12 protein-coding genes and 2 pseudogenes are annotated in these 16,495 nt (G+C 40.8%); 7 read left to right on the top strand and 7 right to left on the bottom strand.

What is annotated here, in order from left to right; genetic code table 11:
• The first annotated feature begins 85 nt into the window (after nt 1–85).
• Complete coding sequence (locus APA_RS16315) at nt 86–343, top strand: hypothetical protein (protein WP_201323316.1); 258 nt, start codon at nt 86–88, stop codon at nt 341–343.
• Nucleotides 344–413: 70 nt separating this feature from the next.
• Here APA_RS16315 and APA_RS16310 read toward each other — a convergent pair whose 3' ends face one another.
• From APA_RS16310 to APA_RS16300, 3 genes are all read right to left on the bottom strand, one after another.
• Nucleotides 414–1,229 (bottom strand): class I SAM-dependent methyltransferase, encoded by an 816-nt coding sequence (locus tag APA_RS16310; RefSeq protein ID WP_201323315.1) that lies wholly within the window; start codon nt 1,227–1,229, stop codon nt 414–416.
• Between the two features lie 616 nt (nt 1,230–1,845).
• The gene (locus APA_RS16305) at nt 1,846–2,865 is read right to left on the bottom strand and encodes a DUF2235 domain-containing protein (protein WP_201323314.1); all 1,020 of its coding nucleotides are present in this window, start codon (nt 2,863–2,865) and stop codon (nt 1,846–1,848) included.
• A gap of 234 nt (nt 2,866–3,099) precedes the next feature.
• Nucleotides 3,100–3,567 (bottom strand): GNAT family N-acetyltransferase, encoded by a 468-nt coding sequence (locus tag APA_RS16300; RefSeq protein ID WP_201323313.1) that lies wholly within the window; start codon nt 3,565–3,567, stop codon nt 3,100–3,102.
• Nucleotides 3,568–3,664: 97 nt separating this feature from the next.
• Between APA_RS16300 and APA_RS16295 the strand changes: the two genes are divergently transcribed.
• Complete coding sequence (locus APA_RS16295) at nt 3,665–4,258, top strand: TetR/AcrR family transcriptional regulator (protein WP_201323312.1); 594 nt, start codon at nt 3,665–3,667, stop codon at nt 4,256–4,258.
• A 181-nt stretch (nt 4,259–4,439) separates the two neighbouring features.
• On the opposite strand, the gene APA_RS16290 is transcribed toward APA_RS16295, so the two are convergent.
• From APA_RS16290 to APA_RS25260, 3 genes and pseudogenes are all read right to left on the bottom strand, one after another.
• The gene (locus tag APA_RS16290) at nt 4,440–5,450 is read right to left on the bottom strand and encodes a hypothetical protein (RefSeq protein WP_201323311.1); all 1,011 of its coding nucleotides are present in this window, start codon (nt 5,448–5,450) and stop codon (nt 4,440–4,442) included.
• Nucleotides 5,451–5,667: 217 nt separating this feature from the next.
• Nucleotides 5,668–7,224 carry a sodium:proton antiporter gene (locus APA_RS16285; protein ID WP_201323310.1) on the bottom strand — a complete coding sequence of 519 codons (1,557 nt, stop codon included), beginning with the start codon at nt 7,222–7,224 and terminating at the stop codon, nt 5,668–5,670.
• A gap of 17 nt (nt 7,225–7,241) precedes the next feature.
• Nucleotides 7,242–7,877, bottom strand: a pseudogene (locus APA_RS25260) (GGDEF domain-containing protein).
• Between the two features lie 543 nt (nt 7,878–8,420).
• Between APA_RS25260 and APA_RS16270 the strand changes: the two are divergent.
• The 4 genes from APA_RS16270 to APA_RS16255 all read left to right on the top strand — a co-directional run bounded on the left by APA_RS16270 (nt 8,421) and on the right by APA_RS16255 (nt 14,192).
• Complete coding sequence (locus APA_RS16270) at nt 8,421–8,999, top strand: SH3 domain-containing protein (RefSeq protein WP_201323308.1); 579 nt, start codon at nt 8,421–8,423, stop codon at nt 8,997–8,999.
• A 139-nt stretch (nt 9,000–9,138) separates the two neighbouring features.
• The gene (locus APA_RS16265; RefSeq protein ID WP_201323307.1) at nt 9,139–11,277 is read left to right on the top strand and encodes an HAD-IIB family hydrolase; all 2,139 of its coding nucleotides are present in this window, start codon (nt 9,139–9,141) and stop codon (nt 11,275–11,277) included.
• Nucleotides 11,278–11,344: 67 nt separating this feature from the next.
• Complete coding sequence (locus APA_RS16260; protein ID WP_201323306.1) at nt 11,345–12,190, top strand: HAD-IIB family hydrolase; 846 nt, start codon at nt 11,345–11,347, stop codon at nt 12,188–12,190.
• A gap of 49 nt (nt 12,191–12,239) precedes the next feature.
• A complete protein-coding gene (locus tag APA_RS16255) occupies nt 12,240–14,192 on the top strand; it encodes an alpha-amylase family glycosyl hydrolase (protein WP_201323305.1) in 1,953 nt (650 codons plus the stop codon).
• A gap of 80 nt (nt 14,193–14,272) precedes the next feature.
• Here APA_RS16255 and APA_RS16250 read toward each other — a convergent pair whose 3' ends face one another.
• Nucleotides 14,273–14,809 carry a mechanosensitive ion channel domain-containing protein gene (locus tag APA_RS16250; protein WP_201323346.1) on the bottom strand — a complete coding sequence of 179 codons (537 nt, stop codon included), beginning with the start codon at nt 14,807–14,809 and terminating at the stop codon, nt 14,273–14,275.
• An 85-nt stretch (nt 14,810–14,894) separates the two neighbouring features.
• Here APA_RS16250 and APA_RS16245 point away from each other — a divergent pair.
• Nucleotides 14,895–16,451: pseudogene (locus APA_RS16245) on the top strand (IS5 family transposase).
• Nucleotides 16,452–16,495 lie beyond the last annotated feature (44 nt).

The following is a 16,495-nucleotide window of genomic DNA, read 5'->3' as shown; positions in this document are numbered from 1 at the left end:
TCAAGTCTAAACTTAAAACCGAAAATATTACACTACCCGCGTGGTAGGCGGTACAAGAATTTGGGCTTTATCTACCTAATTTCGCTTGTATATCGCTCAAGTGGATGCCTATCAAATATGGGAGAACAATACTTGCAGCCCCGTTAAACCGATCGCTATGTTCTTTAGGTGTAAGCCCGATCGCCCACATACTCGCAGCGATCGCAAATGGTTTACTCGTCTGGTTGTGGCGGGTATCATTTACACGCAGTTAAAGGAACTGGATCTCAAGTATCCTACGCTCAGTAAAGAGCAACATCAAGGGCTTTTGAATGCGAAGAAAATTCTGGAGAGCCAGAAATAAAGATGAGAATTAGTTGGTTTTAACGATCGCTATTATTGTGAAACGTGATTTCTAGGCGATCGCTTGTCAATTACTTGTCTTTGCGAGCTACATGAACAGCCGAAAGAAACGAGAGTCGCACACTATCTCCCATTTTTTCTAGCTTCTCCCGCAATCCTGCAAATAGTAGCGCTTCCGCTTGTGGCTCTAGTCCCCGATGGGTACTTAACAGCTTAAGGTAATCATTAATGCCATAGGTGACTTCACACGCGGTTTGCTTGAAAATTAACTCCTTAAAATAACCAGAGTCTAAAACTTCTTGTCTAAATCCCCGCAAAGTCTCCGCTTGAATTTCCGCGCCTTCATATCGGACAAATGAGGGAGCATAAGCTTGATACACTTCCTCGATCTCTTGATACACTTCGTATTTCAGTTCAGGGGTCAAATTCCAAAGCAGGATCAGAAACCCGTTGTTGTGTAATGCCAACGCAGCCTTGGCATACCGAATCTCTGGCGATATCCAGTGAAAGGCGTTGGCAGCTAGAACGGCATTGAACTGTTTTTCCTCTAGTTTCCATTCCTCAAATGAGGTGTTGTGGATTGCAACATTCGGGTACAGCATACAGTTGCGTCTTGCCAAATGACAAAAATCTGGGTTTGGCTCAAGACACGTCATCGAAAAACCAAATTGAGCAAAAGCCACTGTTGCATTTCCTGGACCACAGCCGACCTCAAGAATCGATGCCTCTGAGGAAAGCTGAACTAAACCGACGGATTGATCGACCAATTCCTTTGGATAGTTTGGTCTTGCGTTGTAATAGATATCAGCAACAGGAGAATACCAATTCCTTCGCTGTTCCAAAGGCATAGAAGCTCTGGCATTAATTTCCTGTCTAGGGTCTTGCATAAGCTAGCTTTATTTAGATCGTGAATGTAACTTCATTTTAGACTCCAGAATCTGCTCAAAACTTTGCTCTCACCGACGACCCCAAAACATCTTGGCTCAATAGGTGTTTCGGGGAGGTGCTTTAGCTTAAATAGCTGAAATGCCTGATGTGTAATAGTTTTAGCCTCGGATGTCTTTGATGCCTGAAACACCTGTCATTAAATGCATTTAGCCGTTTATCATGTTTGAACTCCCCGAAACACCTATAGAGCCTATCGGCTTTGGGTTTGACTATCCCCATTACTCTCGTTTTGGATAATGCTCGTTACCAAAAGTGTGCTTTCTTAGGAATCTTGTAAAAACAACTTAAGCATTTTGAGATAGAACTACTATTTCCAATGGAACTTCAGAAAGTAGGACGAGTATGGCAGGCAAGCAATATATGAAATAAATCTAACAAATAAGTTGCTTAAGTTATTTTTACATGCTGCCTTACTCCCTTCTCACCCAAAAAACAGGCATTATAAAGTGAATAATTAGGCGTGCCCAGCGAAGCCGCGCACGCCTAATTATTCAATCGGAAGGGAGTAATAATTTAACAATATAGTAGAAGCGATTCATGGATCGCCTCTACTATCTATGCATCAAGCTCTTTACTCAAATGCAACAGATTTTCTGGTCGATAAAGGGAATCCTTTTTCCAACGGAGCTTTACCGTTTCATGCAAAGCCAAAATACCACCTTCCACTGTTCGCCAAACTTTTCCATCCAATTTGAATACACTAGAAGGTTGATTATCAAAGAATGTATCAAAGCGAGGATTGAGTTTATATTCAAGACGGTGGCGATCAAGAGATAGTCCCAGATCCTCAACCTGTTTCATCATCCAATCTAAAGTAATATCCGATAAACCATAGGTAGCTTCAGTACCTCCGCCAATACAGCCATGCTCGCCTACAAACCACAATTGTTGAATTTTAGTGTCAGCATCCTTACTAAGGTTCATTGGTGTTACAGGAAATGACTTGCGGATTTCATCGATCGAGATCGCATGAAAAGCATTTTGGATATAGCGATTGAGTTTTGTATCAAAAAATTCGTATTGTTTATTGATCCAGTTATCTAACGGAAAGAAGGGAATTAAATCGGGAATACCCAAGGAACCTACAGTATCCCAGCAGCATAATGCGCGAATTGGTACTCGATCTCCATAATTTTGACGAAATTGTATTGCACGATCGCTATTTGGTTTGGCGTCATCTCCGCGATTGCGATAGAGTTCATAGGCTTCAGGAGCCTTACGAATATACTGCCGCCTTAGCAGTCCAGAGCAGTAGATAAATCCCGCTAAACAGCGAATTGTATAAGCACCACGACTAAATCCAAACAGATAGACTTCATCACCATCCTCATAATTCAAGCTTAAAAAACGATAGGCGCCTTTAATCTTGCGATCAATACCCACGCCAAACGCACCACCTCCAAATTGCTCCAGAAAATCACCTTCCGTGCCAATACCTTCATCATAAAAAACGACTTGATGCGTACCTGGATCGTCGTTTGCCCGAATTGCTTGTGTGATTTTGACGACATTGCTAGCTCCATTATTTTCTAGCTTTTGCCAAGTTCCATCACAGCATACAATGAGTCTTTTCATAATCCTTACTCTTGTTGATATTTAACGTTTTTGGGAAATTGGAGCATTGAATCTTTTAGGAAAAGCCTTATTTTTAAAGGCTTTTAAAAAATCGACTGCAAATCGCTATAAGATATTCAAATGCTATTGTTTCACTTTGACTGTCGAAACATCAATATTGTTTAAATTCTTAAAATATACCGAAATAACTCTCGCTATTCCTCTGAGTCGTGAGTTTTAGGCGATCGCTCTAAGTTAGTTCAGCCTCTTACGGAAAACGATTTTGTCAACTCCAGCCGCGTAAAACTCTCGAATCCGCGCTTCTTCCTCGTATCCACTCTTGCGATAGAACTCCCTAACGTACTCAAAATCATCCGTTCCAGAAGTTTCCACTAGTAATATCCGCTCATTTTTTTTCGTTAACATCTTCTCAACATGTTGCAGCATTGACTTCCCGCGACCTTGTCTCTGATGAAGAGGATGCACAGCGATCAAATATAAATTCCATGTTCCCTCAGTCATTCGTTCTGGCGCAACATATGCCATACTCACTGGCTCGTTATCGTAGTCAGTAAACCAGAAGTCTTGAGTTTTAGCTTTATCGTTGAAGTGGTCAATAAGCATTTGAGAGAGAGACCCTATTTGACTTGGCTCAAATAAACCAGTCGCCTCTGCCAAAGAGATCAAAGCTGTTGTGTCATCTTGTGAAGTTAATCTAATCATTGTAAATCCTGTTTCCATCACAACAGTTATTATAATGCAAACATAACAACTGTTATGATAAAATGTCAAGATAATTATTTCATGTTGCTGTAAACCTATGAGTTATGAAGATCGTCGCATTGAAGTCGCCAAGGCAGCATGGCAGGTAATTGTTCGCGAAGGATTGGATCGCACTAGTATGCGGGCGATCGCGCAAGAACTTGGCTCTTCTACTGGGGTTGTCACCCACTACTTTCGAGATAAAGAAGAACTCATTCTGTTTGCTCTAGAACAAGTATTTAAAAATGTCATAGAATTCATGAGTGCTTGTGTTGAAGAGCAGAATGGAGTTGATAGACTAGAACAGATGATCTTTGTGGCTTTACCTTTGGATGGGACTGATAGAGATGATTGGAAGGTTTGGTTGGCGTTCTTGGGTTATTCTGTTGGACGAGAACACTTAGTTAAGGAACATCGAAAACGCTATGATTTGTTACGGCAGATTATTTATCAAGAGTTAGCAGCCTTACAAACAGCTAAGCTGATTCGATCTGAGCTAGATTTAATCTTTGAAGCCAATTCACTTATCGCTCTTGTAGATGGCATTGGTTCGGGAATTGTCATCTGTCCTGAGCAGTTTTTAGCGGAACAGCAAAAATATCTCGTGCGGCGACATATCAACACCTTATTAGTTTCACCGCGAACGTTCTAAGTATAATTAGTTCGCCTAAATTATCCATCTGCTAAAGAGTTTGCTGTAGGCGATCGCTATTATTGTGAGTCGTGATTTTTAGGCGATCATCTCAACAATCTATTTTCAAGGCGATCGCTATGACTGTGAGTCGTAATTTCTAGGCGATCGCTCTTATCGAATATTTTGAATTTATCGTCTTTTATTCAATAGTTCTTTGTGCAGATACATAATCATCTAACCAGTTTGTATCTAATATTAACTTTATAGTGCGTCTAACATTTCCTATAATTCCAGATAGAGTTATGAAAGATATATTCCTTCTCTTTAAATCAGCGACCATTCTATGATCTTGCCACACTTCCTTTAGTGTCTGAGCTACAACTTCAGGTAATTCAAAATAGAGATTATTCTGTCTTAATCTAATTATAACCATTCCATTTTCATCCAACCGTATTTCCACCCGATATTCATCTTCATCAAGTCTTTCAATAGGAGGCTCAGAGATAATATGAATAGGATATTCACCGTTCAATAAACCAAAATATGAACCTCTGCTGATTTGGCGAGTCTCTTCTAATAAGTTTCTCACTAAAACAGCCTCATTCCCGAACATTTGCTGTAAATTCTCTATGTTTTGATTTGGATTCTCGAAAAAATTTCTCAACTCTCTTCTAATATTTAATTGACTAATTTGTCTTGCATTCGTCCCTTCTAATTGTCTAAGTAAAGTTTTGATATTCTCAAAAAGGCGATTATGATAGTACTGAATCAAATAAATTTGATGATCTATTGCATAACGTTGAGCATTTTCTGTAAAGCCAAAAAGTGAAAATATTGAATAAACATAGTTGTATCTTTTCAGTTTAAAAGTCTGTTCACGATCAGAGAAGTAATTTTCATTAAGATCTTTTACTACACCAACAGCATTACGGATTACTTCAATTCCCACTCTCCCGTTAGAACGAGGTGTTGGAAAATTTGCTTTAGCTTCCAAACCGAGCCTAATAGGATACAAAAATGGAGATGTATGATCATTGGCAACTAGAGCATCCACTTGATGCCATTCTCCCCGTCCTTTTACTTCTAAGCCTGATCTCCCATTTCTAATTGAAGTATCTTCTCCAGATTTTAAGATTCGATAACCTGCTTTGCTAAGTAAGATTAAGATAATCTCTTCTAGTACAAGCCCTCTAAGCTGCGGTGTAAGCAAGATACAGTCTCCTAAATTATGTAATTGAGATTTTAATTTAGATATTCAAGACAAAATACAGCAGATCTGACTCTGAGTCAAACGCGATCGCATTAACATCTATCTTTTCAAGCCGATCGCTATTACTGTGAGTCTTGATGTTAGGCGATCGCCGACCAATTGTAAGTTTTGCGGTATTGCGATCGCTGATTGATGTTTGTTACAGAAGTCTCAAGATCTAAGATTCTAGGGATTCACCGTCTAAAAATAGTGGAAGTTCTTGATTTAATCGACCTGTACGCACAAACTCAGCATAGGTGTCAGCCTCGATCGCTAATAGTTCTTCACGCAATTGATCGGTAATAAATGGCAACAATTCAGGGTACTCAGTTTTAAGCTGATCGATTTCCTCTTGGAGTCGAGTTAGCTCACCCTTGACCAAAGACACTTGATAGTTATAGAACTCAATCTCAACCCTTGGATGTTGCTCTATTTCAGTCAGTCGTTGCAAAACTCGACTGAGCGCAGCCTGACGCGCAATAATTTCTAGATATCTTTCGCGCATCGGTTGTTTTTGGAGTAGATTTAGCTTCTGGAGAACAGGCTGAATCGTCAATCCTTGGACGAGCAAAGTAAATAGCACTGTCCCAAATACAGACGCAATCACCAACTCCCGCCCCTCAAAGCTTTCAGGGACACTCAATGCTAAGGCAATAGACACTGCGCCTCGCAGCCCACCCCACCAAAGTACCGTTTGCTCGGCAATGGGAATCTCTGACTTCGCAAAGCGATTGCTCAATCTACCCAGTCCATAAATCGCGATCGCCCTTGTGCCAATTACGGCGGCGATTGTTACCGAGATCGCGCCAATATTTTCACCGAGACTAGCAAAGCGAATCTGATCGCCAATCAATAGGAAAACAATGGAATTCACAAAAAAGGCTAAGAATTCCCAAAACTCACTAACAATGATTCTGGTGCGGGGATTCATTCCGATTAGAGAACCAAAGTTACCTAAAATCAATCCTGTAATTACTACTGCAATTACTCCCGATCCGCCTAATTCTTCTGTGATTAGGTAAGTTCCATAGGCGACCACCAGAGTTAGCGATTGCTCCACTAGAGGTAGATCGAAACGCTGAGTCAAATAGGAAATGCCAAACCCAATCAACCCTCCAGTTCCCAATCCAATCCCCACGACCAGCAGCAATTGCGTGAAAATCGCCTGAAATGTCAAGTTGGCTGTTCCTTGGGAAAAGGCAATCAAAAATCCAAAGGCAACTACTGCCATCCCGTCATTAAATAAACTTTCGCCTTCCATCAAAGTAGTTAGACGCTTGCCCACCCCCAACTCTCGAAATAAAGCCGTCACGGATACAGGATCGGTTGCGGACAGACTAGCGCCAATTAGTAAGGCAGTTGGTAAAGCAATCTGGGCAAATTGATTGAGGCTAAGCGCAATTCCCGCGATCGCGATCACAACGCCCACAACCGCATAGAGTCCAATGGGAATTAAATCTTGCTTTAATCTCGACCATTTCAAATTCCAAGCAGCTTCAAATAGTAAAGGCGGCAAGAAAATCAACAAAATTAATTGGGGAGAGAGATTAATCAACCGCACATCGGCTAATGCTAGTCCTAGACCAACAATCACCAATAATAATGTATAGGGAATTTTGCGAAACCAACTAAAAATTTGTGGCAAAGTTGCCACACTCAGTGAGACCGAAAGCACTAGTAAGAATTGCTTAAGATTCTCTTCGATTAATATTTCTTGTAAACCTGGCTCTATCATTTTTTGAATTCCAATTTCTAATTATTTTTACTGAATAGGGAATAATTGATTGAATTTTTTCCTTGTTGCTTGACGCTATACATTAAACTATTGGCGGCTTCGATCGATTGCTCTCCGTTAGGAGGTATTTCGATACAAATTAGAACGCCGATACTAAATGTTATAGTCCAACTATTTTTATGGGCTTTATCCATTAGATGATCTCGGAGCGTATTGACGATCGTATGCGAATCATCCCAATCTGCAACTGGCAATAGAATTGCAAATTCATCACCGCCTAGCCGTGATATTATATCTGACTTTCTTATGTGCTACTTGATTGTTGCAACCACAGCACAAAGAACTCTATCTCCTTCGCTATGTCCAAGCGTATCGTTGATCGTCTTAAAATTATCAATATCAATGTAAGCGATCGTCAGTGGACAACAATATCTACTTGCTCGATAGATTTCAGTTTCTAACTGTTCGCTAAATGCACGCAAATTCATAGCACCCGTTGGATGGTCGGTACGGGCTAATTCACTTTCTCTCAGTATGAAATACATCAAGTTTGATCGTAAATGAGCAACAAGAGTAAAAATTGTCCCTCGTGTAATTAATTCCCAAATATAGTAAATATGACGATCGGAGTAATGCTGCAAATATAAATCCATGGAAAGGGCTAATAGCGCAGTAACAATAGCAATGATGAAGCCGAAACGTCTATTAATTGAGGCAGACAGAAGAATTGGTATTACATACATTAATCCAAATCTGATCTCAGAACCAGTAAAATAGTCGAGAATCGCAATCAAACCCACCAATGAAATTATTAGAAAAATTAAGATAAATTCCTCATTCTTGTTTATCTTTTGATTAGGTTTAAAAAGCAGATTAATAAGTGATTTCATTATGTTCTCTAGTTCTGAGATTTGGCTTGGAAAGTATTGGCTTGATAGTACTTTGATGGATGTCAGCCTCAATCAAAAGATCGAAGTTTGTGCGAGTTTTGCGTGATAGAAATTTCAAACATTGGAGGTCGCTACGGATAAACTTATTGTAAAACGTTCATTACAGTCTTTCAATCTAAAACAATTATCTGAAATACCAATTGAGTCTTACTTACTTAATAAATATTTGAGCTTTTTTGCGTTAATCTAGATTAATAGGCAAAAATAAAGTCTGTTGTAAATATTGTAAACATCAAGACTAACAACATGAAATCTCCATTATATTTTAATCTATTGTTTGCTTTTTTAGTCTGTTTGCCTTTATCCATTACCACAAGTGCTAATGGATTTGAGGAGGCTTTGAGAGAAAATGAGCCGACAAATATTTGTAATACTGCCTTTAGAATTATTGGAAATGTTGAGGGTGGAGCAGAAGTTTTTAAACATCCAAACTACTATGCTGACGATCGCGGTGCTGAGGTTATTAAACTTGTCTCTGCTGGAACTGAAGTTCTTTTTGAAATCTCTGATAGAACTGGAGATTGGTCGGAAATCAGACTAAAGGGAGGGCTAACAGGATGGGTGCGGACTAGAGATTTGAGAGTAAGTTCCGATGAAAGTTCAACATTTAATGGGACAATGCGAGTCAAAACATTAGATGGTTCAAATCTGAACATCCGCCAATCTGCTAGTTTGTCATCCCCAATAATTGGCCCTTTGCGAACAGGTGCTATTGTTACTTACAAAGGCTTTGTGGGATATTGGACAGAAGTAGTTGATGAAAATGGTGTTAGAGGATTCGTGAGTTCTAAATTTTTAGTTTGTTCAGATGCTAAGGTGAATTGAGTAATTTATTATTGAGTAATTTTTTAGGAGCATATTTGCGAAATTGGCGTGTTAAGCGTTGATTATCAAGCATTTTTAGTGCGATCGCCCCAATTATTCGCCCAAATTTTGTTGTCGTTTATATTTAGGTTGACGAATTATGTTCAACAACTCCGAGAACAAGCCATTGTATATTCTGCTCATCAGCGTTCATGGATTGATTAGAGGTCAAAATCTGGAACTAGGGCGAGATGCCGATACTGGAGGACAGACAAAATATGTTGTGGAACTAGCTAAAGCTCTTGGCAAGCAATCGAATGTAGAGCGCGTTGATTTGGTCACGAGGCTGATCATTGATGATGCTGTGGATGCTGACTATAGCGCAGTGACTGAAGATTTAGCAGAGAATGTCCAGATTGTGCGGATTGAAGCAGGTCCTGAAGCCTATATTCCCAAAGAAGAATTATGGAGTCATCTTGATAGCCTTACCGATCGCCTATTTACATGGTTACTCGAACAGCGACGATTGCCTGACATTATCCATAGTCATTACGCCGATGCGGGATATGTGGGAGTGCGCCTTTCCCATTTAACAGGTTTGCCGCTAATCCATACAGGGCATTCTTTGGGACGGGATAAACTGCGAAGATTGCTTGCCTCTGGGATGACGCTAGAACAGGTCGAAGAGCGCTATCATATGCTCCAGAGGGTGAGTGCGGAAGAAGATACTTTAAGTAATGCTGATTTGGTAATTACTAGCACTCGTAATGAAATTGAAGATCAGTACGAACTTTACGATTATTATACGCCAGAAAAAATGGCGATTATCCCTCCTGGAACCGATTTAGAGCAGTTTTATCCATCGACCGATCGCAATGAGGAGATCGCTTTCAAGGATGTTTTAATAAAGTTTCTCAATAATCCTGATAAGCCAATTATTCTTGCCCTATGCCGACCCGATGAGCGCAAAAATATTGTCACACTTCTAGAAGCTTATGGGCGATCGCCACGTCTTCAAGAAGTAGCTAATTTAGTAGTTGTGGCAGGCAATCGCGACGATATTCGGGAACTGAATGAAGGGGCGCAAAATGTTTTAATTGAGTTATTGCTGGTAATGGATTGCTATGATCTTTATGGGCTAGTCGCTTTACCGAAACATCATAGCTCTAGTGAAGTTGCGGATATTTATCGATTAGCGGCTAACTCCAAAGGCATTTTTGTGAATCCTGCTCTAACTGAGCCTTTTGGATTAACTCTATTAGAAGCTGCGGCGAGTGGATTGCCCTTAGTTGCCACAGAAAATGGTGGTCCAGTAGATATCATTGGTAATTGTCATAACGGTTTATTGGTCGATCCTCTCAATGGAGAGGCGATCGCTGAAGCATTATTGAAAATCCTCGAAGATGCTACGCTTTGGCAGCAATTTTCCGAAAATGGTTTAAAAAGTGTTGCCAAATTCTATTCATGGGATGCTCACGCTCACGCCTATATCCAAAAGATTCAACCGTTAATCTTAAAACAGGAGCCTTTACCAAAGCCAGCATTACTAACCAAATCAAGTCAGTATCGCAAGCGGGCGATTTTTACAGCGATCGACAATACCCTATTGGGGGATGCGGAAGCGTTGTCGCAATTTATTCAACTTGTTCGCCAACAACATCGGAAGTTTTTATTTGGCATCGCCACAGGTCGCCGCTTAGATTCCGTTCTCAAAATTTTGAAAACCTATGGTATTCCCACTCCTGATGTTTTAATTACCAGTTTAGGCACCGAGATTTACTATCCGCCTCGATTTACTGCCGATGTTGCTTGGCATTATCATATTGATCGTTTATGGACACCGCAAGTATTACGCCGCATTATCGATCCCTTGCCAGGTATAACGCTGCAACAGAAGGATCAGCAAAGTCGGTTTAAGGTTTCCTATTACTACGATGCGAACATTGCACCGCCAATGGAGGAAATTTTAACCCTATTGCGTCAACAGGAGTTGTCTGTGAATACAACTCTTTCCTTTGGTCAATATTTAGACTTTGTACCTGCTAGAGCTTCTAAGGGACTGGCTTTGCGATATGTCGCTAGACAATGGAATATTCCATTGGAGCAGGTTTTGGTAAATGGTGGATCGGGTGGCGATGCAGATATGCTGCGCGGTAATACTTTGGGTGTAGTAGTTGATAATCCTCACCGTGAAGAGTTATTAGCCTTGAACGATACCGATCGCGTTTATTTTGCGGATAGCGCCCATGCTGGTGGAATTTTAGAGGCGATCGCCCACTATGATTTCTTTAATTTATAGAAGGATAGCCCCGCTTTCGGCGGGGCTATCCTTACTATAAAATTTTCAACCAATTCAAACACAACTTATGCAGAAATTATTGATTTGTACTGACCTCGATCGCACCTTATTACCGAATGGAAACCAACCAGAATCCCCTGAAGCGCGGTCAATATTTAACCTTTTTGTAAGCCGTCTAGAAGTATGTTTGGTATATGTGAGCGGTCGGAATTTGACATTAATCCAAGAAGCAATTCAAGAGTATGATTTACCAGCACCTCATTGGGTTGTTGGCGATGTTGGTAGCACGATTTATCAACTCGATGGCGATCGCTGGAAATCTTGGCAAAGCTGGTCAAAAAAGATCGCGGGGGATTGGCAAGGTTTAAATGCTATAGACTTAGAGCCATTGTTTCTGGATTTAACCGAAATCTCGCATTTGATTTTACAAGAACCCGATCAACAAAGCCGTTTTAAACTCAGTTATTATCTGCCCTTAGAGGTCGAAAAAGAGTCTTTACAGCATTACATCAAACTTCGCCTTGAAGAACAAAATATTGCCGCCAGTTTAATCTATAGCGTTGATGAAGCCAAAGCGATCGGCTTATTAGACATATTGCCAGCTCATGCAACTAAATTTCATGCCGTGGAATTTCTGATGAACCAACTGGGTTTTGATTACAGCAATACAGTGTTTGCGGGTGACAGTGGTAATGATATGCCATTGTTGATTAGTTCCGTGCCTTCTATTTTAGTTGCAAATGCCCATGAGGATGTTATTGAACAGTCTCAAAGGCAAGCAAAGGAACTAGGGAATACAAACTATTTGTATTTAGCCAAGGGTGGTTTTTTGGGCATGAATGGGAACTACAGCGGAGGAATTTTGGAAGGGATTGCCCACTACCATCCAGACATACAAAAATTACTTGTATAAGTTCTAGCAAAAAAATAATTAGCAAAACAGAAGATTCGAGGACAATTCCATGTACGAGCAGATTTCTCACTCACTTTTAAATTCTATCCTTGACGATTTAAAGCCTGAAATTCGTCGCCAAGATTTGCGACATTTTTATACTCGTCTTGGGGCAAATTTCTACGCAATCCATTCGCTTTTCTATACACTGTATGGACATCGCGATGATTTTAAATTGCAAATGTTGCGTCTAGTGGAAACTATGGCGAAAGGCTACATCGATCGCTCTCCAGAATTAGAGCGTTTGGATATTCAGCGAGAAAAAGACCACAACTGGTTTTTGTCCCAAAAATGGGTGGGGATGGCGCTTTATTCCAATGGATTTGCTGACAACCTCAGCGATCTAGTGAGCAAAAGCAGTTATTTTCAAGAATTGGGCATCAATATGGTGCATATTATGCCGATTTTGAAATGCCCTGATGGTAAAAGCGATGGTGGCTATGCGGTCAGTGATTTTCGCCAAATTGATGAGAGTGTGGGTGATTTGGAAGATGTTCGTCTTATTGCCGAAGATTTCCGCAAGCGAGATATTTTGCTGGTTCTAGATATAGTTCTCAATCACACTTCTGACGAACATGAATGGGCAAGGCAAGCCATGAAGGGCGATAGTCGTTTTCAAGACTATTACTATATTTTTGAAGGTCGAGAAGTCCCTGATATGTTTGAGCAGAGTATGCCAGAAGTTTTTCCTGCAACCGATCCAGGGAATTTCACTTGGAATCCTGAAATGGGAAAATGGGTGATGACAGTTTTCCATGATTATCAATGGGATTTGAATTACAGCAATCCCACTGTATTCATTGAAATGCTTGATATTATTCTGTTTTGGGCAAATCAGGGCGTGGACGTGTTGCGCCTCGATGCGGTAGCCTTTTTGTGGAAAAAGATTGGAACTTCTTGCCAAAATGAGCGCAAGGCACATCTGATTTTGCAGTTAATGAAGGACTGTTGTCAGGTGACTGCCCCAGGAGTGTTATTTATTGCCGAAGCGATCGTTGCTCCCATTGAAGTAATTAAGTATTTTGGCGAAGATGCGATCGTTGCCAAAGAGTGCGAAATTGCCTATAATGCAACTTTAATGGCATTACTCTGGGATGGAGTTGCTACAAAAAACACAAAGCTCCTCAGTCAAGGTATAAAGAGCTTGCCCAATAAATTGGAACGAGCGACTTGGCTGAATTATGTACGCTGTCATGATGACATTGGTTTTGGCTTTGACGACAATGATATTCGCTTAGCAGGCTACGAACCTCATTCTCACAGACGCTTTTTAATTGATTACTTTAGCGGTAAGTTTGACGGTTCAGCGAGAGGATTGGAATTTATGCACAATGAATCCACTGGTGATGGGCGTATCTGTGGTTCACTGGCTTCCCTAGTCGGGTTAGAATCCGCATTACAGACTGAAGATAAAAAATTGATTTCCGAAGCTATTAATCGAATTCTCTTGCTGCATGGAATTATTCTCTCCTTTGGTGGAATTCCTATGATTTATAACGGTGATGCATTAGGCGTACTTAATGATTACAGCTTTAGTGAAGATCCTATCAAATGCAATGATAATCGCTGGGTGCACCGTCCAAAAATTGATTGGGAAAAAGCGGAGTTACGCAAAAAACAAGGCACAGAAAAGTATGCAATCTTCACTGCCATGAAAAAGATGATTTCTATTCGCAAAGAAATCTCTGCATTTGCTGACTTTAATAACCGCGAATTACTGCAATTAGAGAACGAACATCTACTTGGTTTTATTCGATTCGATCATCAGCGTCCATCCGAGAAAGTGCTTGTTCTAGCTAATTTTGATGTCAATCCGCAATATTTAGACCTGTCAGATTTAAGTCACACAGGTTTTAGCGCCTATAGTCAGTTTATCGATTTATATAGCGGTAAGAAGCCATCTCAACATGATGAGTGCATTGTTCTGCAAGGTTATCAGTTTTACTGGTTGACAGAAACATAACACAAAAAGAGAGTGACACGAAGCCGCGCCACTCTCTTTTTGCGACTTCTCAAAGGGATATCCCTAATTTATCACATTAATCAAATGGTAAGTGGTGACTGGACATAGATTGTCGGATCTTCCATCGTAAAAACAATTCCCTGTTCGGAAAGAGATCTCGCAATTTCGACACTTGCTAGCTCTAGTAAACGTTTACGCACCTCGATCGCATTATCTTGAGAGCCGAGAATTGCGAAGCTAACGCGCAATCGTTTACCCGTGCCATCAGCATCAGAAATATTAGTGCTATTCGCATCAATTCCTGATAATGAAGAGGTTTTCTCCATAATTACTTGCTGCACCAGAGCGTGTTCGCGTTCCCCTAAAACTGCCGCAAAATCCATATATAGTAACACCATAATTTTTTTTGCAAGAGTCACATTTTCAATCTCGACACTAACTAAAATCGAATTGGGCATGACAATAATTGTGCCAGTACCAAGTGAGCGAATTTTGGTCGATCGCAAACCAATACTTTCTACTTTGCCTAATTCTCCTCCTGGTAGGCGGATGTAATCGCCAGTCACAAAGGGTCGATCTAGATAGGGCTTGCTGAGAAAGGCAGAAACAGTTGATATTAATGGTTTTCAAGGATGATAAAAACTGATAAAATGCAAGGAAAAAGCATAAAAGCAAGAAAAAGCCTTGCAGCAATAAAATCTTATGTGCCGACGTTCCGCCAAAGGACAACTATCATTCGAGAACTTCTATCTTCCATTTAATGGGAAACTATCAGGAGAGAATCGATGGGTAAAGTTAGCAGAACTAATCCCATAGGAAAGTTTTGAGAATGAATATGCAGAACAATTCAGTGCAGGAGAAGGAGCGCCAGCCAAGAGTTTTCGGATGGCACTGGGAGCGCTGATCATCAAAGAGAAATTAGGGACAAGCGATGAAGAGACAGTAGAACAGATCCGCGAGAACCCATATTTGCAATACTTTCTAGGGATATCAGAATACAGCGACAAAGCCCCCTTTGAAGCCAGCATGATGGTACACTTTCGCAAACGATTGAACCTAGAGATCATCGGCAGAATCAACGAACAGATCGTAAAACGGTCAATCGAATCGAAGCAAGAAGGACAAGGTCAAGGTCAAGAAGAAGAGAAAGAGAAAGAAGAAGAACCACCGAACCAAGGCAAATTGCTACTAGATGCAACAGTCGCGCCAGCCGATATTCGTTATCCCACTGACATCAACCTATTGAATCAAGCAAGAGTAGTCACCGAAAAGATCGTTGATGCACTTTACGAACAAGTGAAAGCCCAATTACCAAAGAAACCGCGCACCTATCGTCTTCAAGCAAGGACAGCCTATCTAGCCATCACCAAACAACGCCAAACCAAGGGCAAAAAGTTACGCAAAGCAATTCGGCAACAATTGGGATATGTACGTCGCAATCTCGGTCATATTGATTCTTTGGTATCCGCAGGTGCATTACTGACAGAGTTGAGCAAGCATCTTTATCGGAGTTTGTTGGTGGTCAGTGAAGTATTTCGACAACAACAATGGATGTATGACCAACGTTGTCATCGCATTGAAGCTCGTATCGTTAGTCTCACTCAACCCCATGTGCGTCCCATTGTTCGAGGCAAGGCGGGAACACCTGTAGAGTTTGGAGCCAAACTCTCGGTTAGTTGTGTTGATGGCAAGGTATTTCTCGACCATCTCAGTTGGGATAACTTCAATGAATCGGGGGATTTACAGCATCAAGTAGAATTGTTTAAATCTCGCTTTGGACATTACCCTGAAGCGGTTTACTTTGACCAGATTTACCGCACTCGCAGCAATCGCGCCTATTGTCGAAATTTGGGTATTCGGATTACGGCTCCGCCTTTGGGCAGACCTGTACCCGATGATTTGGCGGTCATTCGCAAGCAATCTCTTGAAGATGCTAAGATTCGCAATCACATTGAAGGCAAGTTTGGGCAGGCTAAGCGTCGCTTTGGCTTAGACTGCGTGATGACTAAGTTAGCCAATACTTCGGAAACCGCGATCGCTATCAATTTCTTGGTGATGAATTTGGAATCGCTGCTCAAGCGGCTTGTTTTTTTCGGTTTTTCTTTGCTTATGTTTTGCTGGCAACTCTTTCTTCTTCCTTTTGAGAAACAACTCTTTAGCTTTAGTTCTCTTTCTTGGCTATTTTCTGGTAGACAGTCAAAGTGGGTGCGACCTCCACTTGATAACCCGTTACTGTGTAAGGATTCTGGCTTTCCCTAATTCAGGAAATAATTTTTGAATGGATTTGATGAAAGCTTTACTAG

The sequence above is a fragment of the Pseudanabaena sp. lw0831 genome (assembly GCF_016584665.1).
Classification (GTDB): Bacteria; Cyanobacteriota; Cyanobacteriia; order Pseudanabaenales; family Pseudanabaenaceae; genus Pseudanabaena.
The sequence above is the reverse complement of the archived record's forward strand: the minus strand, read 5'-3'. Positions and strand labels throughout refer to the sequence as shown.

What these genes read in the sequence shown, in the direction of transcription:
- APA_RS16310 (WP_201323315.1), bottom strand. Translation starts at nt 1,229, where the DNA reads ATGCAAGACCCTAGACAGGAAATTAATGCCAGAGCTTCTATGCCTTTG.
- APA_RS16305 (WP_201323314.1), bottom strand. Translation starts at nt 2,865, where the DNA reads ATGAAAAGACTCATTGTATGCTGTGATGGAACTTGGCAAAAGCTAGAA.
- APA_RS16300 (WP_201323313.1), bottom strand. Translation starts at nt 3,567, where the DNA reads ATGATTAGATTAACTTCACAAGATGACACAACAGCTTTGATCTCTTTG.
- APA_RS16295 (WP_201323312.1), top strand. Translation starts at nt 3,665, where the DNA reads ATGAGTTATGAAGATCGTCGCATTGAAGTCGCCAAGGCAGCATGGCAG.
- APA_RS16285 (WP_201323310.1), bottom strand. Translation starts at nt 7,224, where the DNA reads ATGATAGAGCCAGGTTTACAAGAAATATTAATCGAAGAGAATCTTAAG.
- APA_RS16270 (WP_201323308.1), top strand. Translation starts at nt 8,421, where the DNA reads ATGAAATCTCCATTATATTTTAATCTATTGTTTGCTTTTTTAGTCTGT.
- APA_RS16265 (WP_201323307.1), top strand. Translation starts at nt 9,139, where the DNA reads ATGTTCAACAACTCCGAGAACAAGCCATTGTATATTCTGCTCATCAGC.
- APA_RS16260 (WP_201323306.1), top strand. Translation starts at nt 11,345, where the DNA reads ATGCAGAAATTATTGATTTGTACTGACCTCGATCGCACCTTATTACCG.
- APA_RS16255 (WP_201323305.1), top strand. Translation starts at nt 12,240, where the DNA reads ATGTACGAGCAGATTTCTCACTCACTTTTAAATTCTATCCTTGACGAT.